The organism is Psychroflexus tropicus DSM 15496 (genome assembly GCF_000378765.1).
GTDB classification, from domain to species: domain Bacteria; phylum Bacteroidota; class Bacteroidia; order Flavobacteriales; family Flavobacteriaceae; genus Psychroflexus; species Psychroflexus tropicus.
Map to the genome: position 1 here is coordinate 946,731 of NZ_KB905342.1, position 24,584 is coordinate 971,314.

The 24,584-nt window shown below is 35.9% G+C and carries 27 protein-coding genes and 1 tRNA gene; 16 read left to right on the top strand and 12 right to left on the bottom strand.

Annotated features, from left to right (window positions below; all coding sequences use genetic code 11):
- Positions 1 to 115: 115 nt before the first annotated feature.
- The 3 genes from F598_RS0104345 to F598_RS15805 are packed head-to-tail and all read left to right on the top strand — an operon-like array spanning position 116 to position 2,574.
- Positions 116 to 346, top strand: coding sequence for a FeoA family protein (locus F598_RS0104345; protein ID WP_019037801.1), 231 nt, complete (start codon positions 116 to 118; stop codon positions 344 to 346).
- The gene (feoB, locus tag F598_RS0104350; protein WP_019037802.1) at positions 339 to 2,441 is read left to right on the top strand and encodes a ferrous iron transport protein B; all 2,103 of its coding nucleotides are present in this window, start codon (positions 339 to 341) and stop codon (positions 2,439 to 2,441) included. Before F598_RS0104345 ends, feoB begins: the two co-directional genes overlap by 8 nt.
- 16 nt (positions 2,442 to 2,457) lie before the next feature.
- Positions 2,458 to 2,574 carry a FeoB-associated Cys-rich membrane protein gene (locus tag F598_RS15805; RefSeq protein WP_245539752.1) on the top strand — a complete coding sequence of 39 codons (117 nt, stop codon included), beginning with the start codon at positions 2,458 to 2,460 and terminating at the stop codon, positions 2,572 to 2,574.
- 4 nt (positions 2,575 to 2,578) lie between these two features.
- Here the strand turns inward: F598_RS15805 and F598_RS0104355 are convergent, their stop codons facing one another.
- Genes F598_RS0104355 through F598_RS0104370 form a run of 4 tightly spaced genes read right to left on the bottom strand, consistent with a single transcriptional unit; the run spans position 2,579 to position 5,399 of the window.
- Positions 2,579 to 3,133, bottom strand: a complete 555-nt coding sequence (locus tag F598_RS0104355; RefSeq protein ID WP_019037804.1) for a 5-formyltetrahydrofolate cyclo-ligase — start codon at positions 3,131 to 3,133, stop codon at positions 2,579 to 2,581.
- Positions 3,126 to 4,106: a succinylglutamate desuccinylase/aspartoacylase family protein gene (locus tag F598_RS0104360; RefSeq protein WP_019037805.1), complete on the bottom strand. Its 981-nt coding sequence runs from the start codon at positions 4,104 to 4,106 to the stop codon at positions 3,126 to 3,128. The genes F598_RS0104355 and F598_RS0104360 overlap by 8 nt, the downstream gene beginning before the upstream one ends.
- Positions 4,106 to 4,978, bottom strand: coding sequence for a 30S ribosomal protein S6--L-glutamate ligase (rimK, locus tag F598_RS0104365; RefSeq protein ID WP_019037806.1), 873 nt, complete (start codon positions 4,976 to 4,978; stop codon positions 4,106 to 4,108). The genes F598_RS0104360 and rimK overlap by 1 nt, the downstream gene beginning before the upstream one ends.
- Positions 4,968 to 5,399, bottom strand: a complete 432-nt coding sequence (locus F598_RS0104370) for an ATP-dependent zinc protease family protein (RefSeq protein WP_019037807.1) — start codon at positions 5,397 to 5,399, stop codon at positions 4,968 to 4,970. The genes rimK and F598_RS0104370 overlap by 11 nt, the downstream gene beginning before the upstream one ends.
- A gap of 81 nt (positions 5,400 to 5,480) precedes the next feature.
- Between F598_RS0104370 and F598_RS0104375 the strand changes: the two genes are divergently transcribed.
- A complete protein-coding gene (locus tag F598_RS0104375; protein ID WP_019037808.1) occupies positions 5,481 to 5,912 on the top strand; it encodes a tellurite resistance TerB family protein in 432 nt (143 codons plus the stop codon).
- Positions 5,913 to 5,925: 13 nt separating this feature from the next.
- Here F598_RS0104375 and fbp read toward each other — a convergent pair whose 3' ends face one another.
- Positions 5,926 to 6,942, bottom strand: a complete 1,017-nt coding sequence (gene fbp, locus F598_RS0104380) for a class 1 fructose-bisphosphatase (RefSeq protein WP_019037809.1) — start codon at positions 6,940 to 6,942, stop codon at positions 5,926 to 5,928.
- A gap of 107 nt (positions 6,943 to 7,049) precedes the next feature.
- Here fbp and F598_RS0104385 point away from each other — a divergent pair, with 107 nt between their 5' ends.
- From F598_RS0104385 to F598_RS0104395, 3 genes are read left to right on the top strand one after another with little or no spacing between them, the layout of a single operon-like run.
- Positions 7,050 to 7,523 carry a GNAT family N-acetyltransferase gene (locus F598_RS0104385; protein WP_019037810.1) on the top strand — a complete coding sequence of 158 codons (474 nt, stop codon included), beginning with the start codon at positions 7,050 to 7,052 and terminating at the stop codon, positions 7,521 to 7,523.
- A 6-nt stretch (positions 7,524 to 7,529) separates the two neighbouring features.
- The gene (locus F598_RS0104390; RefSeq protein ID WP_019037811.1) at positions 7,530 to 8,780 is read left to right on the top strand and encodes an aspartate kinase; all 1,251 of its coding nucleotides are present in this window, start codon (positions 7,530 to 7,532) and stop codon (positions 8,778 to 8,780) included.
- Positions 8,780 to 9,775, top strand: coding sequence for a metal-dependent hydrolase (locus tag F598_RS0104395; RefSeq protein WP_019037812.1), 996 nt, complete (start codon positions 8,780 to 8,782; stop codon positions 9,773 to 9,775). The genes F598_RS0104390 and F598_RS0104395 overlap by 1 nt, the downstream gene beginning before the upstream one ends.
- Here the strand turns inward: F598_RS0104395 and F598_RS0104400 are convergent.
- Positions 9,772 to 10,479 carry a hypothetical protein gene (locus tag F598_RS0104400; RefSeq protein WP_019037813.1) on the bottom strand — a complete coding sequence of 236 codons (708 nt, stop codon included), beginning with the start codon at positions 10,477 to 10,479 and terminating at the stop codon, positions 9,772 to 9,774. The two genes, F598_RS0104395 and F598_RS0104400, sit on opposite strands and share 4 nt — an antisense overlap.
- 197 nt (positions 10,480 to 10,676) lie before the next feature.
- Here F598_RS0104400 and F598_RS0104405 point away from each other — a divergent pair, with 197 nt between their 5' ends.
- Positions 10,677 to 10,886: a hypothetical protein gene (locus F598_RS0104405; protein ID WP_157594946.1), complete on the top strand. Its 210-nt coding sequence runs from the start codon at positions 10,677 to 10,679 to the stop codon at positions 10,884 to 10,886.
- Here F598_RS0104405 and F598_RS0104410 read toward each other — a convergent pair.
- From F598_RS0104410 to F598_RS0104420, 3 genes are all read right to left on the bottom strand, one after another.
- Entirely contained in the window at positions 10,860 to 12,023 is a 1,164-nt protein-coding gene (locus tag F598_RS0104410) for an MptA/MptB family glycosyltransferase (protein WP_245539749.1), read from the bottom strand. The two genes, F598_RS0104405 and F598_RS0104410, sit on opposite strands and share 27 nt — an antisense overlap.
- Before the next feature lie 215 nt (positions 12,024 to 12,238).
- Entirely contained in the window at positions 12,239 to 13,705 is a 1,467-nt protein-coding gene (locus tag F598_RS0104415; RefSeq protein ID WP_019037816.1) for a cellulose synthase family protein, read from the bottom strand.
- Positions 13,702 to 14,391 (bottom strand): glycosyltransferase family 2 protein, encoded by a 690-nt coding sequence (locus tag F598_RS0104420; protein ID WP_019037817.1) that lies wholly within the window; start codon positions 14,389 to 14,391, stop codon positions 13,702 to 13,704. The genes F598_RS0104415 and F598_RS0104420 overlap by 4 nt, the downstream gene beginning before the upstream one ends.
- A gap of 236 nt (positions 14,392 to 14,627) precedes the next feature.
- Here F598_RS0104420 and F598_RS0104425 point away from each other — a divergent pair, with 236 nt between their 5' ends.
- Together F598_RS0104425 and F598_RS0104430 are read left to right on the top strand one after the other, a co-directional pair.
- A complete protein-coding gene (locus F598_RS0104425) occupies positions 14,628 to 15,155 on the top strand; it encodes an RNA polymerase sigma factor (RefSeq protein ID WP_019037818.1) in 528 nt (175 codons plus the stop codon).
- A gap of 2 nt (positions 15,156 to 15,157) precedes the next feature.
- The gene (locus F598_RS0104430) at positions 15,158 to 15,943 is read left to right on the top strand and encodes an anti-sigma factor (protein ID WP_019037819.1); all 786 of its coding nucleotides are present in this window, start codon (positions 15,158 to 15,160) and stop codon (positions 15,941 to 15,943) included.
- Here the strand turns inward: F598_RS0104430 and F598_RS0104435 are convergent.
- Complete coding sequence (locus F598_RS0104435) at positions 15,940 to 16,416, bottom strand: TspO/MBR family protein (RefSeq protein WP_019037820.1); 477 nt, start codon at positions 16,414 to 16,416, stop codon at positions 15,940 to 15,942. The genes F598_RS0104430 and F598_RS0104435 overlap by 4 nt on opposite strands.
- 102 nt (positions 16,417 to 16,518) lie before the next feature.
- On the opposite strand from F598_RS0104435, the gene mvaD reads away from it, so the two are divergent.
- From mvaD to F598_RS0104450, 3 genes are all read left to right on the top strand, one after another.
- Positions 16,519 to 17,586 (top strand): diphosphomevalonate decarboxylase, encoded by a 1,068-nt coding sequence (gene mvaD / locus F598_RS0104440; RefSeq protein WP_019037821.1) that lies wholly within the window; start codon positions 16,519 to 16,521, stop codon positions 17,584 to 17,586.
- Positions 17,587 to 17,741: 155 nt separating this feature from the next.
- Complete coding sequence (locus tag F598_RS0104445) at positions 17,742 to 18,680, top strand: mevalonate kinase family protein (RefSeq protein ID WP_019037822.1); 939 nt, start codon at positions 17,742 to 17,744, stop codon at positions 18,678 to 18,680.
- 14 nt (positions 18,681 to 18,694) lie between these two features.
- A complete protein-coding gene (locus tag F598_RS0104450; protein WP_019037823.1) occupies positions 18,695 to 19,597 on the top strand; it encodes a geranylgeranylglycerol-phosphate geranylgeranyltransferase in 903 nt (300 codons plus the stop codon).
- A gap of 96 nt (positions 19,598 to 19,693) precedes the next feature.
- Here F598_RS0104450 and F598_RS0104460 read toward each other — a convergent pair whose 3' ends face one another.
- Both F598_RS0104460 and F598_RS0104465 read right to left on the bottom strand, forming a co-directional pair.
- A complete protein-coding gene (locus tag F598_RS0104460; protein ID WP_019037825.1) occupies positions 19,694 to 21,085 on the bottom strand; it encodes an NAD-dependent succinate-semialdehyde dehydrogenase in 1,392 nt (463 codons plus the stop codon).
- A gap of 475 nt (positions 21,086 to 21,560) precedes the next feature.
- Positions 21,561 to 22,241: an SCO family protein gene (locus F598_RS0104465; RefSeq protein ID WP_019037826.1), complete on the bottom strand. Its 681-nt coding sequence runs from the start codon at positions 22,239 to 22,241 to the stop codon at positions 21,561 to 21,563.
- A gap of 149 nt (positions 22,242 to 22,390) precedes the next feature.
- Between F598_RS0104465 and rseP the strand changes: the two genes are divergently transcribed.
- The 3 genes from rseP to F598_RS0104480 all read left to right on the top strand — a co-directional run bounded on the left by rseP (position 22,391) and on the right by F598_RS0104480 (position 24,517).
- Complete coding sequence (gene rseP, locus F598_RS0104470; RefSeq protein WP_019037827.1) at positions 22,391 to 23,758, top strand: RIP metalloprotease RseP; 1,368 nt, start codon at positions 22,391 to 22,393, stop codon at positions 23,756 to 23,758.
- A gap of 95 nt (positions 23,759 to 23,853) precedes the next feature.
- Positions 23,854 to 23,927: transfer RNA gene (locus F598_RS0104475), tRNA-Asn, on the top strand.
- Positions 23,928 to 24,070: 143 nt separating this feature from the next.
- Positions 24,071 to 24,517: a ferritin-like domain-containing protein gene (locus F598_RS0104480; RefSeq protein WP_019037828.1), complete on the top strand. Its 447-nt coding sequence runs from the start codon at positions 24,071 to 24,073 to the stop codon at positions 24,515 to 24,517.
- Positions 24,518 to 24,584: the final 67 nt, after the last annotated feature.

Genomic DNA, 24,584 nt, shown 5'->3' on the forward strand with positions numbered 1-24,584 from the left:
CTTAAGGCTTCACAATAAGTTTACGAAAATAGACTTTCAATTTTATTTCTGCTTAAATTCCTATTCAAATAAAGGAAAGCTTCTTATTTTTGTTTAAAATTGATCTAAATAAATTATGACTATTGCAAGTTTGAAAAAAGGGCAGAAGGCTATCATTGGAGAAATGAATTCTGACGATATTCCTTTAAAGTTACTTGAAATGGGCTGTTTGCCAGGAAATGAAGTAGAATTAATTCAAATTGCACCTTTCAATGATCCTTTATATCTCAATATAAATGAAACTTACCTGTCCATTAGAAGAGAGACTGCAATGCTTGTAAATGTAGAATTGATAGGGAATGAGTAAGCAAATTAATGTAGCTTTAGTAGGTAATCCAAATACTGGTAAAACTTCAGTTTTTAACGCCCTTACTGGCTTGAACCAAAAGGTTGGTAATTATCCCGGAATTACTGTAGAGAAGAAAGAAGCTGTCATCAGGTTATCCCGGAGCCTAAAGGCACATGTCCTCGATTTACCAGGAACATACAGCCTTAATGCGACTTCCTTAGATGAAAATGTAGTCATTGAACTCCTTTTGAATAAAAAGGATAAGGATTACCCTGATGTGGTGGTTGTCGTTAGTGATATTGAAAATCTGAAGCGAAACCTCTTGCTTTTCACACAAATTAAAGATTTAGGCTTACCAACAGTTTTGGCCATAAATATGGCCGATAGGATGAGCAGAAAGGGGATTGAGCTAGATATTGATGCCTTAGAACAAAAGCTTAATACCAAAGTTAACCTTATTAGTGCTCGAAAAAATACAGGTTTTCAAGAGCTAAAGCAATCCATTATAGATTATCAAAAAATATCATTAGAACCCTGCTTGAATGCCTCTTCTATTGATAAATCTTATTTTGAAGCCTTAAAAAAAGCATATCCCAGCCAGGATCTTTACAAATTATGGTTGGTGATAACGCAAGACGTCAATTTTGGAAAAACCAATAGAATTCGAATTCCAGCCCAAGATGAATTAAAGCCTAAATCTGATGCTGAAATAAAACGTCTACAACAAAAAGAAACTATAAAACGGTATCAGTTTATCAATGCGACTTTAAAAGAAACCTTGACTAAAGATCTAGCTTTGGCTACAGGATTTAGAGCTTCAATAGATAGGCTGTTAATTCATAAAGTGTGGGGCTATGTAATTTTTCTAGCCATACTATTTTTAATCTTCCAGGCTATATATGAATGGGCGACTTATCCCATGGATCTTATCGATGAAGGTTTCCTATTCATGAGTAAATTCGTCGGTCAACACCTTCCTGATGGAATGCTTACTGGTTTGATTTCTGAAGGAATTATTCCCGGAATAGGGGGCATTGTGATTTTTGTTCCTCAGATTGCCTTTCTGTTTTTATTTATTTCGATTCTTGAAGAAACCGGTTATATGAGTCGTGTTGTCTTCTTAATGGATCGTATCATGAGAAAATTTGGCATGAGTGGTAAGAGTATAGTACCTCTGGTATCTGGTACAGCTTGTGCTATACCTGCAGTCATGGCCGCAAGAAACATCGAAAGCTGGAAAGAAAGATTAGTCACCATATTGGTAGTTCCGTTTACCACATGCTCTGCCCGGCTCCCAGTTTATCTCATTATCATAAGTCTGGTGATTCCCGATGAGCGATGGCTTGGATTGTTTAATTATCAGGGAATGACACTTATGCTTCTCTATTTGCTTGGTTTTGGAACTGCAGTAGCTTCTGGCTGGTTGGCAAGCCGATTGCTCAAAATCAACTTTAAGTCCTACTTTGTTGTAGAAATGCCTAATTACAAGCTTCCTATCTTTAAAAATGTAGCATACACTGTCGTAGAAAAAACAAAATCATTTGTATTTGGAGCTGGTAAAATTATATTAGCGATCTCAATCATTTTATGGGTACTTGCCAGCTATGGCCCGACTGATAAATTTGCTAAGGCTGAAAAAATTGTGACCTCCTCTGCTGAAGCTAGCATGCTGAGTGAGGAAGAGTTAGAAACCGAAATTGCTTCCTATAAATTAAAGCATTCTTTTATTGGATATGCAGGAAGGGCTATAGAGCCAGTGGTTACTCCACTAGGTTACGATTGGAAAATTGGTATTGCCATTATAAGTTCTTTTGCAGCCCGGGAAGTTTTTGTGGGGACTCTGGCAACCATATACAGCGTTGGTAATGAAGATGAACAGACAATTAAAAGCAGAATGGCTTCGGAAACCAACCCAGTGCTCGGAGGTCCATTATTTACGCTTGCGAGTGGAATTAGCTTGTTATTGTTTTATGCTTTTGCGATGCAGTGCATGAGTACCCTAGCCATTGTAAGAAAAGAAACAGGAACCTGGAAATGGCCTATGATTCAATTATTTGGGATGTCTGGTTTTGCTTATGTTGTTGCGCTCATTTGTTTTCAAATTCTAAACTAAAATCATGATTCAGGAAATGTTGGTTCTTTTAATTTTTTTAGCCGCTGTGGGGTTTTTGATTAAGAAATTCTTCCTCAAGTCTGATGGATCTAGTTCAGGATGTGGCTCTGGACAATGTGGTTGTAACGAATAACAGTTTAAAATTTGAAAATCTGCTTTGGAGTTACGCAGTAATCTAGCTTGATATCGTGTTGTTCTTTTTCAATAGATTGTTCAGGGCCAAAAAAAGATAAACCAATTTTAATAGCGTCTGGTTTACATTTTTTTAAAAACTTATCGTAATAGCCTTTGCCGTAACCAATTCGATTTCCAGTTTTATCGAAAGCTAAAAGAGGGACAAAAATTACATCAATTTGGTTTGGTTCAATGCCTATGCCTTTTTCAGGTTCGGGAATATTCCATTGATTCAACTTCAGTTTAGTAGAGTCAGTTAATAAATAGTGAACGAGCTCATCACCTTTCATTTTTGGAACAACCACATTGGCATCTTTTCCATGAATAACTTGTAAAATATATTCTGTATTGATTTCTTTTTTGGAAGTAATACTAAGGAATAGATGATAAAATTCATGACTCCAGATGTCCAGCTTTAGAAGTTGGTTTGCGATGTCAAGACTTAGGTCTTCTACCTCAGTAAATGATAATTCATGTCTTAAAGCCTTATATTTTTTTCTTAACCCGATCTTATCCATGGGTTCCCTCTTTAGAAATATGGAAAATAGCATCTCCCTGATAAACTATTGGGGATTGATTTGCATTGATGATGTAGCCATGATTACTTGCTTTCACCTTGTGTCTAAAGCTGCCATAAGGATCTGTAATTGTAGCAATAAACTCCCCTTTTTCTACCAGTTTTCCAATGGGTATTTTAATATGAAGTAATCCACTGTATTTTGCTCGCATCCAATAGGTGCTGGATATGAATTTTGTGTTTTCTGTAGGTTCATCAATTTCAAAATTGGATTTCAACATATCAAAATGTTTCATGATACGCTTTAGACCATCAACCCCATGTTTAGAGATCTCCTTATTATTGTCCTGTGATTTTCCCCCTTCAAATAAAAGCACAGTTTTCCCCTGTTTCATGCAGGTAATTCGATAGGAATTTTTAATCGTAGAAGAATACACCGTAAAAGGGGCATTAAAAATTTTTGCCAGATCTTCTCCTTTTTCGTCATTTTTATCTATTCTTATTTGTGCTGCATTGAACCGGCTAGCTCCGCCTGTATGAAAATCGATGCAGTAATCTGCAGCAGGTAAAATTTCAGTGCTAAATTGATAAGCAAATCGACTGGCTAAAGCTCCTTTTTTGGAACCGGGAAACATACGATTTAAATCTCTCCCGTCTGGGAATTCGCGAGTCATGTTTAAGAAACCAAACACATTCAAAACAGGAACACATATCACAGTACCACGAGTCGGCTTATTAAAGCCTTTGGAAATAAATTGCCTAACAGTCTCCACACCGTTAATCTCGTCACCGTGAATACCAGCGGTCACCAGGAGAACAGGGCCTGGCTTTTTTGCGCGTTGTATGATAACCGGGACTTCAACGGAAGTAGTGGTATATAATTTTGCAGTATTGAAATTTATTCTAGCCTTTTCTCCAGGAAACACTTTCCTTTCCAGAATGTGCAAGACGTTTTTAGAATCAATATGAGGCATTATACATTCTTTTCTATGTACTGAATGATGGACCTGGCAATATCTTTACCTGTGGCTTTTTCGATACCTTCAAGTCCAGGAGAAGAATTAACTTCTAAAATTAATGGGCCCCGAGAGCTTTGAAGTAAATCTACTCCAGCTACTCCAAGTCTCATGGCTTTGGCTGCTTTTATGGCTGCTATTTCTTCCTCGTCGGTAAGCTCTATGACCTCTGCAGAGCCACCTTGATGTAAATTAGATCTAAATTCTCCTTCTTTTCCCTGTCTTTTCATAGCTCCAACCACATGTCCATCGACGACAAATACTCGTATATCGGCACCTTTAGCTTCTTTAATAAATTCTTGGACAATAACTCTAGCTTGTAATCCATTAAAGGCTTCAATTACAGATTTTGCTGCGTTTTTAGTTTCAGCCAAAACGACTCCTAAGCCTTGTGTGCCTTCCAGGAGCTTGATAACCAACGGAGTACCTCCAACCTGCTGTATGACACCATTTACATCTCTAGAGTAGTTCGTGAAAACAGTTTTAGGAAGTCCAATTTTAGCCCTTGAAAGGACTTGTAGGCTTCTCAACTTATCTCTACTTCTTACTAAAGCCTCAGAATCTATGGTGCTAAAAGCCCCCATCATTTCAAATTGTCTTACTACAGCTGTACCATAAAAAGTCACAGACGCTCCAATTCTAGGAATAATGGCATCGGTGTCAAGAATATACTCCCCTTTGTAATAAATATTTGGATTTCGTTTTTCTATGACCAAATCACACTTAAGCGGATCAATCACCTGCACGTCATGTTTTCTTTTTTTGGCAGCTTCAACAAGACGTCTTGTTGAATACAAATTAGCGTTTCTAGATAAGATTTTAATGTTCATGATTCTGGGTGTTATGCGATAAGTCCTTAAGTTCAGGGTCTACTATAAATTTTTTGTTGAGAAACTTCCGCCCTAAAAGGACAGGGTATTTCATTTCTTTTCGGTTGCTCAAAGAAAGTGAAATTTTATAAACTTTTCCGAACAATTCAATTTTTGATTTTATTTCGTACCGGCTTTGCGCTATACCGTTACTACTCTTTACTTTTATCTTGTTATACTCTTTGAAAATAAAGGGTTTTTGGTTGTATTCTGGGTGTTCTTTATCTAAGAAAATACAATGTAATCCATCTTCCTTTTCCACTATATTTTCACAGTGAATGGAGGAAGTGTAAGCGCCTGTATCAATTTTAATGGAAATATCATAAAGGTCTAATTCTGGAAAATGAGCCTTATCTAATCTGCCAATAATTTTTTTCTTCATATCTATGCAAATTACAAAAATGAAATTCAATAGAAATTATAGACTAAATTAATATTATATTTATCCTTAAAACATAAAAAAATGTCATCTGAAGATTTTTACGAAAACATAAGAAAATCAACAAAGCTTAATCACTTCGCAAACCTAGTAAACCTTGCTGCTATAGACGGTGAAATAAAACCTATAGAAGAAAAGCTATTGAGGCGTTTTTCAAGAAAATTTGATGTTTCTGAAGAGAATTATGTTCGAATTCTTGAGAACCCAGCCTCATTTCCGGTTTACGCCATCAATTCAAAAACTCAGCGGTTGGAGTTTCTCTTCGACCTTCTACGCATCATCTATATCGATAATGAAATTGATGATGCTGAAGAATTTTTAATCCATAAGTATGCTGTGGGTTTAGGTTTTTCAGAGGAACAATCTCACCAACTTGTTGAAAAGTCTAAAAAACTCTTCGAGAATAATTTCCCTTTCGAATTGTATCACCATTTTATTGAGTCCGACGAGTATTAATCGTCAGACTAAACTATTCATGAGGGTGAGCCGCTTTCATAAAGGATTCTGCCTTTTCTACCATAGTTTTACTGCCGCAAAAGAACGGAACCCGTTCATGAAGTTCTGTGGGCTGTATATCCAGTATTCTTGTAAAGCCATCTGAAGCTTTTCCGCCAGCTTGTTCTGCAATAAAAGCTATAGGATTACACTCATACAAAAGCCTCAATTTCCCTTTTTCTGCGCTAGAGCTTTTAGGGTACATGTAAATTCCACCTTTAATCATATTTCTATGGAAATCTGAGACCAAAGACCCTATATATCTAGAAGTGTAAGGATTGCTGTCTCTTTGAGCCTGGCAATACTTGATATAATCTTTTACCCCCTGTGGAAAGTGAATATAATTCCCTTCATTTATAGAATAAATCTTCCCATCTTCCGGGAATTTAATATCCGGATGTGATAAATAATAAGTGCCAATTGCCGGATTGAGTGTAAAACCATTCACCCCGTGCCCAGTGGTGTAGACAAGCATAGTTGAAGTACCATAAATAATGTACCCGGCAGCAACTTGTTGATTTCCAGGCTGGAGAAAATCTTCCATTTCTACAGGTTTACCTACTGGGGTGATTCTTCGATAGATCGAAAATATGGTTCCTACAGAAACATTCACATCGATATTGGAGCTTCCATCTAGTGGATCCATCAAAACCACATACTTATTATTGTGATCTTTGTTATTCCCCTGGATAGTGATAAAATTATCATTCTCTTCTGAAGCTATGCCACATACAATTTCACGATTCACTAGAGTTCTTATAAACGTTTCGTTGGCGTAAACGTCTAGTTTTTTTTGATCTTCACCCTGGACATTTTTTTCTCCATAATCGCCAACGATGTCGACTAGGCCTGCCTTGTTGACCTCGTGATTAACAACTTTTGCAGCAAGCCGAATGGAATTGATTAACCTGGATAATTCGCCAGAAGTGTATTTAAAGGATTGTTGATTTTCAATAATAAACTCACCTAGAGTTTGATTGGGTTTTTTCATTTCGAAAACGTTGTAGTTGGGACAAAAATAGAAAAATTCATAATGTAGTTATCAAATTGATTAGAATTAATTCGCACTTGACTATTTTTACTTCAAATTTTTGTGATATGGATTTTAAGATTAGATTCGCCACCCCAGAAGATCTGGAAGACATGCTGGAACTCATACAGGAGCTAGCAGTTTATGAGAAAGAACCCGATGCCGTCCAGGTCACTTTAGAAGACCTGCATAAGTATGGTTTTGGAGATCAAGCGCTCTATAAGTGCTTTGTGGCAGAAGTAGAAAATAAAGTAGTTGGTATGGCTTTATTCTATTCCAGGTTTTCAACTTGGAAAGGAGAAACTGTCCATCTTGAAGATCTCATTGTAACCGATTCTATGCGGGGAAAATCCATTGGGAAGGCTTTGTTCGAATCGGTCATTATGTATGCCAAAACGCAAAACATCAAAAGAGTAGAGTGGGTGGTATTGGACTGGAATACCAATGCCATCGATTTTTACGAAAAATATGGAGCTACTGTTTTTAAAGAATGGAGAACAGTTCAGCTTAACGAAGATCAGATTAATCATTTCAATTCATAACCAGTAATGCAAGTATTCAAATTTGGAGGGGCATCTGTAAAAGATGCCAAAGGAGTAAAGAATGTCGCTAAAGTTTTAAAAACAACAACCCCTAAACGTAAAGTAGTGGTTATTTCTGCTATGGGGAAAACGACCAATAAACTGGAAAACATCATTTCTTTATACTTTGAAAAGAGCGATAAACTTGCAGAAGCAATAACGAATCTAAAGCATGAGCATTATGAGATTTTGAATGACTTGTTTGAAGAGACTTCACATCCAGCGTTTACAAAAACCAATTATTTCTTTGATGAGCTATCTATTTTCTTCGATCGAAATAAATCTCCCAACTATGACTTCGTGTACGATCAAGTTGTAGGCTTTGGAGAGCTTATTAGCACCAGTATAGTGAGTTATTTCTTGAAGTCAGTGGGGATTGATAATGTGTGGCACGACTGCAGAAATCTTATTGATACTGATAGTACCTACAGAGACGCTGATGTCAATTGGGAAAATACACAGCAAAAAATTCTTAACCATATCAATGAAGAAGAACTGAGTATTACTCAGGGTTTTATCGGTTCTGATAACAATAACTTTACAACCACATTAGGCAGAGAGGGTTCAGATTATACGGCAGGGATTTTTGCTTATTGCCTCAATGCCGAAAATGTGACAATTTGGAAAGATGTTCCGGGTGTTTTAAATGGGGATCCAAATGTATTTGATAATTCACAACTTTTGGAACAGATTTCTTACGAAGAAGCTATAGAATTAGCTTTTTACGGAGCTTCTGTGATTCATCCTAAAACCCTACAACCCCTCCAACAAAAAGAGATTCCGTTGTATGTTAAGTCATTCTTCAATCCAACAGAACAAGGAACCAAGGTGGGAAAAGGAAAACTTCTTAACCCGTTACTTCCTTGTTATATAGTAAAAAAGGACCTGGTCTTTCTTTCATTATCTACTTTGGATTTTTCATTTTTTGTGGAAGAAAATATTAGTGAAGTTTTCGCATTATTTCATAAGCACCAAATAAAGGTTGACTTGATTCAAAATTCCGCTATTAGCTTTTCTGTTTGCGTAGACAATAAGTTTAAAAATGTTGACACACTTATTGATATTCTGAAGGCGAAATTTAAAGTAGACCATCAAAAAGGAGTTTCTTTATTTACGATAAGGCATTACGATGATGAGGCGATTCAAAGAATTGAAAAAGACAAAACTGTACTTCTCAAACAATTGCATAAGGAAACCATCCAATTTGTAACGTCTTAATGGATTCACTCACACAAATTGTTCTCGGAGCCGCCGTAGGAGAAGTTGTCCTTGGTCGTCAAGTTGGGAACAAGGCTATGATTTATGGGGCTATAGCGGGAACCATACCAGATCTGGATGTATTTATTGGAAACTTTTACGATACGGTAACGGCTCTAGAAATTCATAGAGGTTTCTCTCATTCTCTTGTGTTTTCTGTCATCGCTGCACCCCTTTTTGGTTTAGGACTCAGTCAAATCCATAAAGAAGCAAGTTGGAAAGGATGGTCATTACTCATGTTTTGGTGCCTTTTCACTCATCCATTATTAGATTGTTTTACCACTTGGGGTACTCAGTTATTTTGGCCATTTGATCTTCGTATCGCTTTCAAAAGTATTTTTGTAATCGATCCTTTGTACACCCTTCCATTTTTGATTTTCCTGATTTTGGCTTCCCGTTTGAACAGAAGTCACCCCAAAAGAAAAAAATGGAACAGGACAGCTCTTATAGTAAGCTCAGTTTATCTATTTTTTACCTTGGTAATGAAAGGAATCACCTACGGTGAATTTGAAGATGCCCTTTTAGAGCAGGGGATAGCTTATAGCGAGATTGAGACCAAGCCAGCTCCCTTTAATATTATTTTATGGACTGCCAACGTGAAGACAGATCAGGCTTTTTTAATTGGGGAGTATTCTGTTTTTGATACAAAGCCGATTTCATTCCGCACCTATCCAAAACAAAACGATAAAGTGAAACAGTTGGAAAAGTATTCTAATCTTCAGCGTTTAAAAGAACTTACAAACGGATGGTATACTATAACCGAAAAACAGGATACTATTTATCTGAATGATCTCCGTTTTGGACTTCTCAGTTTCGATCCTGAAGCTACAAAGTTTGCTTTTAGCTATAGACTCACTGAAAAAGAAGAACAATTAATCATCACCGAGGAACCCAAAAATAGAGGTGATGCTAAGCAGCTCCTTAAAGATTTATGGATTCGCTTGAAGGGGAATTAATTTTTACTCAGCTCTATAATAATTATTTTTTCTTCATCTATGATACGTCTTTTCAAGCGATAAGAATAGTCTTCAAAAGACGCTAGCTGATTAGCGTGAAGGGTGTCTTTATCATAGATGTATTTGTAGTCCAAATCAGATTTTTTCTCAAGCATGGATAGTTTTCCAACAATTGCTTCTTCTTTTACAAAAGGGAGATAACCAGGCAGTTTTTTATTTCTGATGCGTTGATTTAAACTCATATTTAAAGCTACCGATTGTACAAATTTTAAATCTGTTTCTCTATAAAATCGGTTGTCTGGAGTTAGACTATTCCAATAATTGATGAGAGCATTGTACTGATCTAGTACATTTTGATTTATCTCTACTCCATCATAATTGGTAATGATTTTACGCTGTAAATTAATTAATTGTATAGGGGTAGAGCGAATTTGATATTTTATATTCTCTATGCTATTTTCTGTTACAGACGGATTGGTGATCAAAGTGATACTAGGAAAAATATTATTAGATAAATCATTAGCTTCAAGGACTTGATTGACTTTTTTGTAGACAGAACTCAAGGGTACAGTGTCCTGATCAATGACTGTTAGTGTATCATTCAGAATTTCAATTATAGCTATGGTTTCGATCTTATTATTATCTTGTGCTTTCAAAGCTGCGGAGCATAAGAAAATTGTAAGGAGAAGAAATATTGATTTCATAATACGTATTTGAAGCAAAAATAACCAAAAACTCATACAACCAAGTCTTGTTTTTAATCGTAAATAGGTATAATAGTGTTGATTACAGCTGTTTCATTTGATAAAATTAAATACTTTTCTCAAAAAAATACATTTAGTAATTTTCTATGCATTAAATTTGCTAATTAATTGAGCTCAAATGGAGTCCATTTATGACAATGAATAAACGAATCCTACTTATCTCATTTTCTCTCCTGAGTACTTTTTCTGCAGTTGCTCAAGGTGGACCACCACCACCTGATGGAGGAGGAGGTCCAGGTACAGTTACTGATGTCCCTATTGATAATCATTTGTGGATTCTAGTAATTTTGGCTGTTGTACTGGGGGTGCTTTTTGTAAAGTTACAAAGCCTTAGGTCTAAGGTCTAAACTCTTTTTTCTTTTATTGATCATTTCATATAGAATAGTTCCAGCGACTAGAATATATTCGATACTTAACAAGGTTTCATTTTCTTCAACTCCAGTGACTTTATAAGCCGAGTAGCTTAAAAAGACTAGAAAAGACCATATCAACATATATCTATGATTGGTAAATATGCTTAAGAATAGTGGCAGCATCAGGTACCAGGGATGAACTGTTGTGGATAATAAATAGTAGGTTGTCGATGATAATAACATATACCTGATTAGGGTTCTATTATTTACCTGTCGTCGCTTAAAACTCAAATATAGGATAATGATGAGTGTCATAATACTTAGGGCGCTTCCAATAAATTCAATCTGATTATAACCACTTATCCAAAACCCTACTTGTCTTAACACGTAATATATACTTGCATTGAATTCAAAAGAAGTGAAATAAAGGCCTAAGGTTTGTGCGCTTTTGTTGAAGAGTTCAAGATTGAAAAAATAAAGGTAGAAAGCTATAATACCAAGGCCTAATACCGTTAAAAATTTCACGTATCTTCTTAGCTGATTCCGGTTAAAATAAGCTTTACCTTGATTAAAATAGCCTAAGAATAATGGTAAAAACATTAACGGGAGCAATTTAGACGCTATAGCTCCAGCCATTCCTAAAGCTGAAAAATTTATCCTTGAAGTGAATAAGCAATAAAAACTCAGAGTTAAGAAGAAAATCATGACAACCTCAAAGTGTAGACTGAATGAAGATTCTAAAATCACTAAAGGATTTAAAACAAATAATAAAATATTCGTCTTAGGGAGCTTGAGATGAGATAGTATTTTAAGGCCAAACCAAACTATTCCTGCTTCCGCAAGAATATTGAAAAGTCTAAGCAAGATAATACTAAAAAGCATGTTAGATCCTCCTATCGCATAACTAATGGTATAGATCAACTGAGCAATGGGGGGGTAAGTGGAAAAATTTGAGGCGTTAAGCGTTCCCATTTTTTCAAACAAAACAGGACTTAGGGTTTCTTTTTGTATAAGCTCTGTTTCTATAAGATTATTGGGTAGGTGTAAATAAGGATTTAAGCCCTTCGTATTGAGCATGCCGTCCCAAATGAATCTATAAAAATCCTGAGATAGTTCAGGGACTGAAAACAAAAAAATGAACTTAAATAAAAAACTCAGCCCGATAAGATAGTTTAAAGCTATACCGCTTTTGTAAAGATAAAATGAAAGTAAAAATGCAAAGAAGTATAAGGGGAATAACAGCTCAAATTGTGATCGTTCAACCTCATATCCTATCCAGTAATAAATCAAGCCAAGCAAAAATATGCCTAAGGAATTCAAACATAGGGTCAAAGCTTTACTGTTCATCAGGCTTTAGAAAATAAAGTTTTAAAGGAAATAAAGCCAAAACCAAAGGTAAGCATCAGGTGAAATAATACTAATCCAAAATCCTGTGTGTAGTAAGCGCTATAAAGTCCATATACAAAATAAATAAACAAAAGGATTTCAACACAATTGATGACTGAAAGTCTTTTGTTGATATATACCTTACCTTTCCAGGTATCTTTATCAGATTCAATATTGAACTTAGGGGTACGAATAAAGGCAGATCTTTTATTAAAGTGCCCCTCCAGAATAGCCAGGGTATTGTGAGCTGAAAGCCCCATGGCAATTGAGAAAAAGGTAATAAAAAGACCCAGAAACTTTATAAAAGATAAAGGACCACTTCCTTTGATTTCTTTATAACTAGTCCAATAGCCATAAATAAAAATGACTGTACTTAAGCCCATAGCTGTGAGGATATAGAAAATACTATCCCAGGATTGCTGTTGGAATTTGATGTATAAAACAGGAATACTTAATATAGCCACCAGCAGTATTAATAGAAACATACTTGAATTCAGAAGGTGGAAGAACCCATGAAGTTTTGAATTCAAATTAAGATGTTTATTTCTGGCAACCGATAAAAAGTTTTTTCTAAAATTCTCTGCCGCCCCCTTATTCCATCTAAATTGTTGAGAGCGTGCAGCACTTAGAACAACTGGTAACTCAGCTGGAGTAACTACATCTTTTAAATAAGTAAACTCCCAGCCCTTTAGCTGAGCTCGATAGCTCAAGTCTAAATCTTCTGTGAGGGTGTCTCCCTGCCAGTTTCCTGCGTCTTCAATACAGGTTTTTCTCCAAACCCCAGCTGTACCATTAAAATTGATAAAGTGGTTCCCAAACGATCTTCCAACCTGTTCTATAAGAAAATGAAAATCTAGAGCAAACGCCTGGATCTTGGTCAATATACTGTAGTTCCTGTTCACGTGTCCCCAACGGGTCTGGACCACACCAATTTTGGGTGTATTGAAATGTGGAATCGTTTTCTTAAGCCAATTTCTAGGTGGGAGAAAATCAGCATCAAAAATGGCAATAAACTCGCCTTTAGCATCTACTAAGCCCTCCTTAAGTGCACCGGCTTTAAAATTTTTACGATCTGTTCTATGGATGTAGTTAGCCTCTAAGCCCTTTTCTTTTAGCTCTAGAGCTAAATTTTCTGTATATTCTTTCGAAACATCTGTAGAATCATCCAGAATTTGAATTTCAAGTTGATCTTCTGGGTAGTCTAGATTAGCCACGGCAGTTAAAAGTCGTTTCACCACATATTGTTCATTAAATAGAGGTAACTGTATAGTAACCTTTGGCCAGAACTTTGGATCATTCGGAGCTTCTTTTTTAATTTTTTTGTCTTTCTTATAATTGATAACCAGTTGCAATTGAAGCAAACTGTAAATCAATATCACGAAAAGAGATATTGCGTAAAGACCAATTATGATATAACTTAAAATCATTTAAATGCATATTTAAAAATCCAACCTAATATTTTCACCCCAGCCATAACGGCTCCTTTTACTGTTCCCGAAACTTTGGATTCTCCTATTCGGTTCCTATAGTCTATTTCTACCTCTGTATAGGTAAGTTTTTGTTTAAGAGCTTTAAGCTGCATTTCAACAGTCCAGCCATAAGTTTTATCCTCCATTCTTAATTGAAGAAGCTTTTCATATTTAATCGCTCTAAAAGGACCTAAATCTGTAAATTTTGAGTTGAAGAAAAGTCGCATAAGGGAAGTGGCAAGCCAATTTCCAAATATTTGTGGAAACGTCATGGCACCTTCCTCTCTTTTGGATTTAACTCTCGCACCAATTACAAAATCAATATCCTCCTTTAAGATGGGCTTGATGAGATCATTCATCTGTTCTGGATAATCACTATAATCTCCATCCAGAAATACGACAATATCTGTTTTTGAGTTTAATGATTTTATGTAATTCAAGCCTTTTAGACAGGCATAGCCATATCCCATCCTGTTCTCATAAAGTGCGGTCGCACCAGCTTTTAAAATTTCCTTCGTCGTTTGGTCTGTAGAACAATTGTCTACAACAATTATTTCTGCGATATGATCTGGTATATCTTTAATGACCTTAGCTATAGAGCCTTCTTCATTGTAAGCAGGAATAATTACTCTTATATATGACATAGGCTGCAAAAATACATTTTTAAAGAATTAAGGAATTAGTTTTAAATTACATTTCTAATCGATTCAAACCTTACTCAATTTATTTACGTAAATGTCTACAGATGAGTTTTGATGACTTGAGTTTTGGTTGTTTTTTGTTGATAGATTGGAAATTGTGGCAGATGGCCACAATTTCCTTTTTATGAGTAAGATTTGCCAAGTGAATTAAAATAAGTAGATTTAAAAAAAATTTACTGATGCAGCCGGATAAACTGATACTACAGTTAAAGCAAAAAAATGAAGTAGCTTTTTCTCAAATTTATGATATGTATTCTGAAAATATTTTTGGAATCATTAATACAATAGTGAAAGATGCAGAGATAGCAGAGGAAGTCTTACAGGATGTTTTTATAAAAGTATGGGATAAATCAGAGTCTTATTCTAGTGAAAAAGGGCGCTTCTTTACTTGGCTCCTCAATATCTCTAGAAATGCAGCTATCGATAAAGTGAGATCTAAAGCTTACAAAAACAAACAAAAAAACTCAGATTTTGAAAACTTTTCTTTTTTTCTAAAAGATGATATGGATCTGGATAGTATCAGTGATGGTTATGGTATAAGAAAGTTTGTAGATAAACTTAAACCAATGTGCATTAAATTAATCGATTTACTTTTTTTTAAGGGATATACGCAAAAAGAAGCATCAGAAAGTCTAGAGATTCCACTGGGAACTGTTAAATCTAGGAACAGATCTTGCTTAAATTCACTTAGAGAAACAATAGAATAAATATGACGACTAAAGAATATATAGAGTCAGGAATACTCGAGCTTTACGTGTATGGAGCGCTTTCAGAGGAGGAGCAGGCTCAGGTAGCCGCTGATGTTGCAAAAGATCTAGAGCTACAGGCTGAAGTTGAGTCTATAGAAACGACTTTGCTCGAGCTTTCCAGAGCTACTTCTGTTGGTCTCAAACCATCAGTAAAGAAGAAACTAATTAAAAAAATCAATAATTCCTCAGTTAAGCCAAAAGTGAAAATCATCACTTCCAATTATTCCTATTTTGGATGGGCAGCAGCTATCTTATTGCTAGGGGGTATATTATGGCTTTTAAAATTAAATCAAGATTTAAAACAGGATTTGAAAGTGGCTTCCGATACATTGGAAACTAAAGAAGTTCAAGTAACCGAAACTTCACAGAAAGTAGAAACTCTTGAAGAAATCCTAGTTAAAATGTCTCAACCAGGTACTCAGAAAATTACATTGCCTGGAAATGCTAAAAATGCACCAAATACAGCAGTTGCAGCCTTTTATGATGAAGAAACCAACGAATTAATACTTGACATTAGCAGGCTGCCAGAGGCACCAGAAGGTATGGTTTATCAAGCCTGGTCATTGACTTTTGAACCTTTAACTCCAAATAGTATCGGTGTGTTGGCAGAAGCGAGTTCGGAAGGTAATAAGTTGTTTAGACTACAAAATATACCTCCATCTGAAGGTTTTGGTATTACATTAGAACCGGAGGGGGGAAGTAAGTCTCCCAATTTGGAACAACTCTACGCCTTAGGAACTATTTAATTAAGTCTCCAGATTTCAAAGTTTAGAGCCGCTGCAAAAACAAGCCACAGAATATAGGGGATTAGTAAATAAGCAGAAGTGTTATTGACTACTTTAAACCATTTGAAGGTAATTAAAACCAATACAATAAGTCCAATAATAATAAATAAGGCAAATAATGGAGATTGGTACCCAAAAAATACAATAGACCAGGAGGCATTGAGTACCAACTGAAACCCAAAGTGATATAAGGCAGTTTTTACCCAAATGTGATGAAATCCACGACTCCAAACAATTCCAGCTGCAACTCCCATCATTATGTAAAGTAAGGTCCATACTGGCGCAAACAACCAGGCTGGAGGATTAAAGCTGGGTTTGTTGAGTGTAGCGAACCAGGTATCAACACTGGACTGTGTAGCAATAGACCCTATAAAGCCGATGCCCAGGCAAATTAATACCCCAATAAAAATTTTAACGACGGTAGAAGTTTTCATGAATTATAATCTAATAAGCAAAATATTAATATTTTTCATCATTCACAATACCTGCCATAACTTCTTGCTTTACTTATATTTGTTTTAAAACTTAGAATTAAGATGAACATTAACGATTTTATATATCAAACTCCTCAACTTCTTCCAGATCTTGGAAGTTATAAAGCAGAAGCACCAAGTAATATTGCACTGGTAAAATACTGGGGTAAATATGGGGAGCAATTGCCTAAAAATACGTCGATCAGTTATACTTTGAATAAATGTAAGACGGAAACAAAAGTGAATTTAGTTAAGCGCATAGAGGCGGACGATCACTTTCATTTTAATGTGTATTTGGATGGTAAAGAAAAGCCTTCTTTTAAGTCTAAAATTGAAACGTTTTTGAAACGCATAGAAGTTTATATACCTTTTTTGAAATCATTTCAATTTGAGATCCATACCCGAAATACATTTCCTCACAGCAGCGGTATTGCTTCTTCTGCTAGTGGTATGGCAGCCCTGGCTAAATGCTTTGTGGCTATGGAGTCATCGGTATCCTCAGGATTCACTAAAGCGCTTAAGGATCAAAAGACCTCTTTTTTGGCAAGACTTGGCTCAGGAAGTGCGTGTCGAAGCACAGGAGGCAAACTTGTAGTGTGGGGAAGCCATGATAATATTACAGGTAGTTCTGGATTTTACGGCATAGATTATCCTTATGAAGTGCATAACAACTTTAGAAATTTTAGAGATTCTATTTTGTTGATAGATGAAGGCGAGAAACAAGTGAGTAGTAGTGTAGGTCATAATCTAATGCACAACCACCCTTTTGCCGAACAGCGATTCCATCAGGCTAATGAAAATATAACTAAATTAAGGTCCATCTTAACTACAGGCAAGTTTGATGATTTTTTTGCTTTGGTAGAATCGGAAGCATTATCGCTTCACGCCATGATGATGACAAGTATGCCTTATTTTATCTTGATGAAACCCAATACTCTGGAAGTAATCGATAAAGTTTGGGAGTTTAGAAAATCTAAAGGAGTAGCAGTAGGCTTTACCTTAGACGCAGGAGCCAATGTTCACCTGCTTTATCCAGAACAATCTGATGCTGAGGTTAAAACCCTAATCGAGGAAGACTTGCTTCAATTTTGCCAAGGTGAAAAAGTAATTCACGATGATATTAAATTTTAACTTTGTTTACTGATTTTGAATTTAAGTTGAACAAAATAGCTTAATTTTGTATGTGTTTAGTGATTTAGTGAAAATAAATTTTAAATGATTGACATTATCGTTCAAGAATCACTAATATTTGCATAACTGTTTGATTTTATCCTAAAGCAAAGACCATGAAAGGACCTCTATTTTACTCAAAAATTTTGTTATTTGGTGAGTATGGTATCATCAAAGATTCGAAAGGTTTATCCATTCCTTACAATTTTTACAACGGGGCCTTAAAAGTGGATGAAAATCCTAATGATAAAGCCATAAAATCCAACGCTGAATTAAAGAGATTCTCTATTTTTTTAGAAGAGCTGAATCAGGAGAAATCTACTCCCGTTCGGTTTGATGTGGAAGCTCTAAATGCAGATCTTGACAAAGGAATGTATTTTGACAGCAGTATCCCGCAAGGGTATGGTGTGGGGAGTAGTGGTGCTTTAGTTGCCGCTTTATATGATAAATACGCCTTTGATAAAATTACGGTTCTTGAAAATCTTTCTAAAGACAAACTCCTCAAGTTAAAAACTGTTTTTTCAAAAATGGAATCTTTCTTTCACGGGAAGTCCTCAGGACTAGATCCACTCAACAGTTATTTAAGCCTGCCTATATTAATTAATTCTAAGGATAGCATTGAGCCAGCAGGAATACCGTCTCAGACTCAAAATGGAAATGGTGCAGTGTTTCTACTGGATAGTGGTATTGTAGGTGAAACTGCTCCTATGGTTCAAATCTTTATGGACAACATGAAGCAGGAAGGCTTTAGAAATATCATTAAGGAAAAGTTTGTAAAGCATACCGATGCTTGTGTTGATAACTTTCTAGCTGGAGATTTTAAATCGCTTTTTGGAAACATCAAACATCTATCTAATGTGGTGTTAGATAATTTTAAACCTATGATACCAAAGCAATTTCATGAGCTTTGGAAACGAGGTATCGAAACAAATGATTACTATTTGAAGCTTTGTGGCTCAGGTGGTGGTGGTTACATTTTAGGGTTTACTGAAGATTTTAAAAAGGCTAAAGCGGCCCTCAAAGATCATAAACTAGAGGTGGTCTATACCTTTTAAATCTATCGTAAAAAATGTCACGAGAGAACAGGCACTTATGGCTCAAGTTTTTGAGTTTGTTCTCGGTGGTTCGAGGTTATAACATCCTGATAATTGTTATTGCGCAATACCTGGCTTCTATTTTTATTATGGCCAGGCACTTACCTTTAAAGCAAGTTTTGCTTAATCTTGATTTGTTTTTAATAGTGATTTCCACATCTCTAGCTATTGCTTCCGGCTATCTTATCAATAACTTCTACGACTCTGAAAAGGATTTAATAAATCGGCCCAAAAAAACTTTACTAGATAATTACGTCAGTCAAAAAACTAAGCTAGGCGTCTATTTTTTACTCAACTTTCTGTGTGTTATTATTGCCAGTTACATCAGTTTTAAAGCCGTACTATTTTTTTCTGGGTATATATTTTTAATATGGCTGTATTCACATAAACTCAAGCGTTATCCATTCTTAGGAACTTTCACTGCCGGGATATTAGCTATACTCCCATTTTTTGTCATTTTTGTGTATTACAAAAATTATGAAGCAGTCATTATCGTTCACGCTGTATTCCTGTTTTTTATTATTTTGATAAGGGAGCTAGTGAAAGATTTGGAAAACTTGAAAGGTGATTTTACACTGGATTATTCTACTATCCCTGTCAAATACAGTGTAAACTATACCAAACGACTCATATCGGTTTTGGTCATTTCAACAATTATTCCAGCCTTGATTTTAGTCATTTACTTTGATTCAGGTTATATGGATTATTATTTTTTGCTCTGCGTTGTAGTCCTCATTATATTTCTGTTGCAACTATGGCGATCTGAACAAAAAATTCATTACCTATTGCTTCATAATCTATTAAAGTTTGTCATCGTTCTTGGGGTGTTTAGTATTGTTTTGATTGATTTTGAAGCGGTTCTCAAGAGATTGTTTTGAATTGTTTCCCAATCAATTTATAGCTTACAATATTCCTAAAAACGAAAGCCCAATCGATTGGATTGGGCTTTCATTTTTAGTTGAGATCAATTAGATTCACCTTCTCATAATTCCTTTGATGTTAACAAACTCTTTTAAACCAAATCCACCGTGTTCACGGCCATAGCCAGAGTCTTTTACTCCACCAAATGGTATGGCTGGATCTGCTAATCCAAATGAATTGATAAAGACCATACCAGTATCGAAATGTTTTTTCGCAATCTCGAAGGCAACATCCTCATCTTGAGAAAATATTCCACCACCAAGTCCAAATCGACTATCGTTTGCAATTCGCATAGCATCTTCATTATCTTTTGCTTTTATCAATGAAGCTACTGGTCCAAAAAGTTCATCTTCATAAGCTGGTTGTCCAGGCTTTACATTTTCTAGAACAGTAGCTGGGTAATAGAACCCGTCACCTTCTGGAATTTCACCTCCACAGGCTACTTTTGCACCATTTTCGATACTTTCTTTGACTTGATTGTGTAAATCCTCTCTTAGGTCTTGGCGAGCTATAGGGCCTAACTGAGTTTGCTCATCATTAGGGTCGCCCATCTTTACATTACTCATAGATTGAACAAATTTTTCACGAAACTCATCATACACTTTTTCGGCTACAATAAACCGTTTGGCAGCAATACAGGTTTCTCCATTATTGTAGATACGTCCATTCACGCATTCTTTAACGGCATGATCTATATCGGCATCGTCAAAAACCAAATAGGCATCATTGGCACCAAGTTCTAAGACAGTTTTCTTTAGTTCTGCTGCAGCCTTTTGACCCACATATCGTCCAGCTGCTGCACTTCCGGTAAGCGTAACACCTCTTACAGATTTATGTTTGATGACCTGATCAGATTGATCGTGATCGATTACTAAATTGGTGAATAAACCTTTTGGAATGTTTGCTTTATGGTAAATCTTTTCTAAAAGCATTCCTGTTCCTGTCACATTTGTAGCGTGTTTAAGCAATACGGCATTTCCTGCCATTAAGCTTGCAATTGAGTAACGCACCACTTGATAGCAAGGGTAATTCCAAGGCTGTATGCCGTAAACAATACCAATTGGTGAGTAGGCTACTTCACCACGCTCACCGTTTATCATTTCTCGTTTTTCAGTTGTTAAAGCATCAGGTCCATTCTTGGCGGTGTATTCACAGATGGCCACGCATAGGTCCACTTCCTGTTTGCTCTGTTCTAGCGTTTTACCCATTTCATCAGTCATCAGTTGAGCTAATTCTTCTTTAGCATTATTCAACTCCTCTCCTATGGTTTTAATAACCTTAACACGATCTTCCGCCGGTACGTTTTTCCAATTTTCAAAGGCATTTTCACATTGTGAAATAGCAGCATTCATAGCTTTATCAGAAAGGTAATTATAGGATTTTATTATTTTACCTGTAACAGGGTTGATAGTTTCAATATCCTTCATCGTTTCTTCTTTACTCATAATGGTGTAGGTTTTGATATTAATAGTTTTAAATGACTAAGTTAATGGTCTAATGAACTGATGTAAAATGGATTAAGAAAGGTTTGTGTTAACCTTATGAGTTGAAAGAACTTGGTGAGAATAATGTTAATTTGTTTCTTCAGGGTTGAAGCTTAGTGATATCTAGCTTGAAAGCAAAGGCCAGACTTCACTCTAGCATTATATAAAAAGAAATATTTTATGAGAAACTGGGACATCTTAAGACCTCACAGGTTTCCAAAACCTGTGAGGTTTTAATTAACTTCACTTAAACTGAAAATTACCCGACTTCAGGGGAACGGGTTTATTGATTAGTAAAGATACCTATGAATTTGAAATCGACTAGAGGCGAAGGTTTTAATTGGTACTGCATCTAGAAAGCTTGATGTCGTAGAGCATTTAAGCTGGTAGTAGCAAACCTGCCTGCGTTTCTTGGAAGGCAGGTTCCGAAGAAAGATTAATCTTCTGGTAGATATTCAAGCCTTAGGATATCGATGTCTTCAATAAGTTGCTGTATTTCTTCAGGATTGGTGCCATCGTAGAAACCTCGGATACGTTTTTCTTTGTCTACCAAAACAAAATTTTCGGTATGTACCAGATCATAAGGTCCGCCATCTCCTTGGCTTTTGGAGGCTAAATATTCTTTCCTGGCAAGGTTGTAAATCTGTTTTTTATCACCCGTGACCAGATTCCATTTTCCATCTATAACACCTTTTTCTTGTGCGTATTTCTTAAGTTGTGCAACGTCATCAATTTCTGGTGTGACAGTATGAGAGAGCAGTTTGATATCGTCGTCGTTTTTAAATTCCTTTTGCAAAGTTTGCATGCTTTTGGCCATATCTATACAGATGCTCTGACAGGTGGTGAAAAAGAAATCGGCTACATAAATTTTATCTTGATAATCCTTCTGAGTAATCGTGTCTCCATTTTGATTCACCAGCTTAAAATCATCAATTTTATGATACTTACGGATGTATTGTACAGTAGTATCTACCAAGTCTGCCGTGACCATATCTGGCTGATAGATTGGCAACTTGGGAGTTGGATTTAATTGATTGTAAATCAGAGTAATTATAACCGCTGAAACGATTAGCATGACTACCGCAAAGAATTTATATTTCGCAAAAAACTTGAGCATAAATAATATATCTATTACAAAAATAACTCGAAACTAAATGCTATAAAGTCTCATAGGTTACAATTATTTGTTAACTAGAAGGAGTAGAGCTTCAAAAATTTTTTATGCACCGATAAAAGATTACTTTTGCGACTGAAAATTTAAGTCTAATGGATCCATTTTTAATAAAAGCTATACAACTCATCCTGAGTTTATCGATACTCATTGTTTTACACGAATTAGGACACTTTATACCGGCCAAATTATTTAAAACCAGAGTCGAAAAGTTTTACCTCTTTTTTGATGTGAAGTTTTCGCTTTTCAAAAAGAAAATTGGAGAGACCGTTTACGGAATAGGCTGGTTGCCTTTGGGGGGATACGTGAAGATCTCCGGAATGATAGATGAGAGCATGGATAAGGAGCAGATGGCCAAGCCGCCAGAGCCCTGGGAGTTCCGTAGTAAGCCAACCTGGCAACGTCTCATCATCATGCTTGGTGGAGTTACTGTGAATATTATACTCGGATTTGTAATCTATATGATGGTCCTTTTTGTTTGGGGAGAAGACTATTTAAACCCAGATGTTTTTGAAGACGGGATGGAAGTGGCTGAGGTGATGAAAGATTATGGTTTTGAAGATGGAGATAAAATATTGAATGTCAACGGGAAGACGCTAGAAAGTCAGATCGATATTAACAAATACCTTTTGTTAAGAGATGTAAGCTCTGTTGAAGTAGAACGGGCAGGTGGCACAAGAGAAACGTTCTCTATACCTGAGGATATTGGCCAGAAGTTATTTCAGTCGGGGAGTATGCAGCCATTTTCACCAGTAAAGCGTCCTCTAATTGATAGTGTCATCCCCGATTCTCCAGCAGATAAAGCAGGCTTGAAAAAGGGAGATATGATTACATCAGTTAACGGTGAGCAGCTTGATTACTGGCATCAGTTTAGACAAAAAATTTTAGAAACTAAAGGACAGCCTGTTGAGCTAACTTTTACTTCAGAAGGGATTGAAACCAACGAAGGCTTAAGTAAAGAGCTCAATGCGGAAGGTCTTGGCAAAGCTACGGTAACGACCAACGAGAAAGGTAATATCGGCGTATTTACTTCTGCCTTTACCAGTGAGGATATTCTAACCAAAGAGTACAGTTTTGGAGAAAGCATAGTCACTGGATTTGATTTTGCTTACTGGACGCTTCATGATTACGTAGCTCAATTTAAATATGTCTTTACCAAAAAAGGAGCAACACAGGTAGGTGGCTTTGGTGCTATTGGAAGTTTGTTTCCAGAAGCCTGGGACTGGAGGGCTTTTTGGACAACCACAGCTTTTATTTCCATTATCCTAGCATTTATGAATATCTTACCCATTCCAGCCTTAGATGGTGGGCATGTTATGTTTTTATTGTATGAAATGATTTCCGGACGCAAGCCCAATGAAAAGGTGATGGAATATGCGCAAATGATTGGCTTCTTTATACTTATAGCTTTAGTGCTATTTGCTAATGGAAACGACGTCTACCGCTGGATTACGGGAGGCTAAAATTCTGATATATTTTTAAAGAAAATATTTTGTGAAACTAAATATTGGTTTATATTTGCAACCGCTAAACGGAATAAATTATTTCAAATATAAATTCCTCCTTAGCTCAGTTGGTTAGAGCATCTGACTGTTAATCAGAGGGTCCAAGGTTCGAGTCCTTGAGGAGGAGCAAAGAAAGCCTGATACGAAAGTATCGGGCTTTTTTGTTTTACATTGGTTTGACTTCTTAAGTTCTGTTAAACCAGAGGTTAAACAATGTTAAGCGTTATGATGCCGGGTTTTTGTAGTCGTAAATTATTAAAAATTTATATTATGAAGTATACAAAAGAAATTTCCGATAGGTTAAACGACTTACTTGAAAAAAATTATGACGCAGAAGCTGGCTACAAGGCAGCAAAAAATCATATCAAAAATTCTAATTTAAAAGACTTTTTTAATGAAAGGTCTAAAGATCGCTATGACTTTGGTCATGAGCTTAAAGAAGAAATTCGTTTATTTTCAGAAACACCAGACAAGGGTACAAGCTTAAAAGGTGATGTGCATAGAGTTTGGATGGATTTAAAATCTAAATTTTCAGAGAATAGCGATGAAGCCTTGCTAGAAGAAGCTGTTCGTGGTGAAGAAAAAGCTCTTGCTGAATATAACGAGATTTTAGAAGAAATGACCTTAGCGCCTTCAACTGAAAACATGCTTAAAAAGCAAAGGGATAGTGTGAAAGCAGCACTGAAATCAGTTAAAACTTTTGAAGAGCTTATTTAAATTTTACTCTTTATTAAAGATGAACCTACCATTGAGTTGGTGGGTTTTTTTATGTCATAAGCCAAGT

Bases quoted from the DNA above. Each gene is read 5' to 3' on its own strand.
- F598_RS0104345 (WP_019037801.1), top strand. From the start codon at position 116: ATGACTATTGCAAGTTTGAAAAAAGGGCAGAAGGCTATCATTGGAGAA.
- feoB (WP_019037802.1), top strand. From the start codon at position 339: ATGAGTAAGCAAATTAATGTAGCTTTAGTAGGTAATCCAAATACTGGT.
- F598_RS15805 (WP_245539752.1), top strand. From the start codon at position 2,458: ATGTTGGTTCTTTTAATTTTTTTAGCCGCTGTGGGGTTTTTGATTAAG.
- F598_RS0104355 (WP_019037804.1), bottom strand. From the start codon at position 3,133: ATGGATAAGATCGGGTTAAGAAAAAAATATAAGGCTTTAAGACATGAA.
- F598_RS0104360 (WP_019037805.1), bottom strand. From the start codon at position 4,106: ATGCCTCATATTGATTCTAAAAACGTCTTGCACATTCTGGAAAGGAAA.
- rimK (WP_019037806.1), bottom strand. From the start codon at position 4,978: ATGAACATTAAAATCTTATCTAGAAACGCTAATTTGTATTCAACAAGA.
- F598_RS0104370 (WP_019037807.1), bottom strand. From the start codon at position 5,399: ATGAAGAAAAAAATTATTGGCAGATTAGATAAGGCTCATTTTCCAGAA.
- F598_RS0104375 (WP_019037808.1), top strand. From the start codon at position 5,481: ATGTCATCTGAAGATTTTTACGAAAACATAAGAAAATCAACAAAGCTT.
- fbp (WP_019037809.1), bottom strand. From the start codon at position 6,942: ATGAAAAAACCCAATCAAACTCTAGGTGAGTTTATTATTGAAAATCAA.
- F598_RS0104385 (WP_019037810.1), top strand. From the start codon at position 7,050: ATGGATTTTAAGATTAGATTCGCCACCCCAGAAGATCTGGAAGACATG.
- F598_RS0104390 (WP_019037811.1), top strand. From the start codon at position 7,530: ATGCAAGTATTCAAATTTGGAGGGGCATCTGTAAAAGATGCCAAAGGA.
- F598_RS0104395 (WP_019037812.1), top strand. From the start codon at position 8,780: ATGGATTCACTCACACAAATTGTTCTCGGAGCCGCCGTAGGAGAAGTT.
- F598_RS0104400 (WP_019037813.1), bottom strand. From the start codon at position 10,479: ATGAAATCAATATTTCTTCTCCTTACAATTTTCTTATGCTCCGCAGCT.
- F598_RS0104405 (WP_157594946.1), top strand. From the start codon at position 10,677: ATGAATAAACGAATCCTACTTATCTCATTTTCTCTCCTGAGTACTTTT.
- F598_RS0104415 (WP_019037816.1), bottom strand. From the start codon at position 13,705: ATGATTTTAAGTTATATCATAATTGGTCTTTACGCAATATCTCTTTTC.
- F598_RS0104420 (WP_019037817.1), bottom strand. From the start codon at position 14,391: ATGTCATATATAAGAGTAATTATTCCTGCTTACAATGAAGAAGGCTCT.
- F598_RS0104425 (WP_019037818.1), top strand. From the start codon at position 14,628: ATGCAGCCGGATAAACTGATACTACAGTTAAAGCAAAAAAATGAAGTA.
- F598_RS0104430 (WP_019037819.1), top strand. From the start codon at position 15,158: ATGACGACTAAAGAATATATAGAGTCAGGAATACTCGAGCTTTACGTG.
- F598_RS0104435 (WP_019037820.1), bottom strand. From the start codon at position 16,416: ATGAAAACTTCTACCGTCGTTAAAATTTTTATTGGGGTATTAATTTGC.
- mvaD (WP_019037821.1), top strand. From the start codon at position 16,519: ATGAACATTAACGATTTTATATATCAAACTCCTCAACTTCTTCCAGAT.
- F598_RS0104445 (WP_019037822.1), top strand. From the start codon at position 17,742: ATGAAAGGACCTCTATTTTACTCAAAAATTTTGTTATTTGGTGAGTAT.
- F598_RS0104450 (WP_019037823.1), top strand. From the start codon at position 18,695: ATGTCACGAGAGAACAGGCACTTATGGCTCAAGTTTTTGAGTTTGTTC.
- F598_RS0104460 (WP_019037825.1), bottom strand. From the start codon at position 21,085: ATGAGTAAAGAAGAAACGATGAAGGATATTGAAACTATCAACCCTGTT.
- F598_RS0104465 (WP_019037826.1), bottom strand. From the start codon at position 22,241: ATGCTCAAGTTTTTTGCGAAATATAAATTCTTTGCGGTAGTCATGCTA.
- rseP (WP_019037827.1), top strand. From the start codon at position 22,391: ATGGATCCATTTTTAATAAAAGCTATACAACTCATCCTGAGTTTATCG.
- F598_RS0104480 (WP_019037828.1), top strand. From the start codon at position 24,071: ATGAAGTATACAAAAGAAATTTCCGATAGGTTAAACGACTTACTTGAA.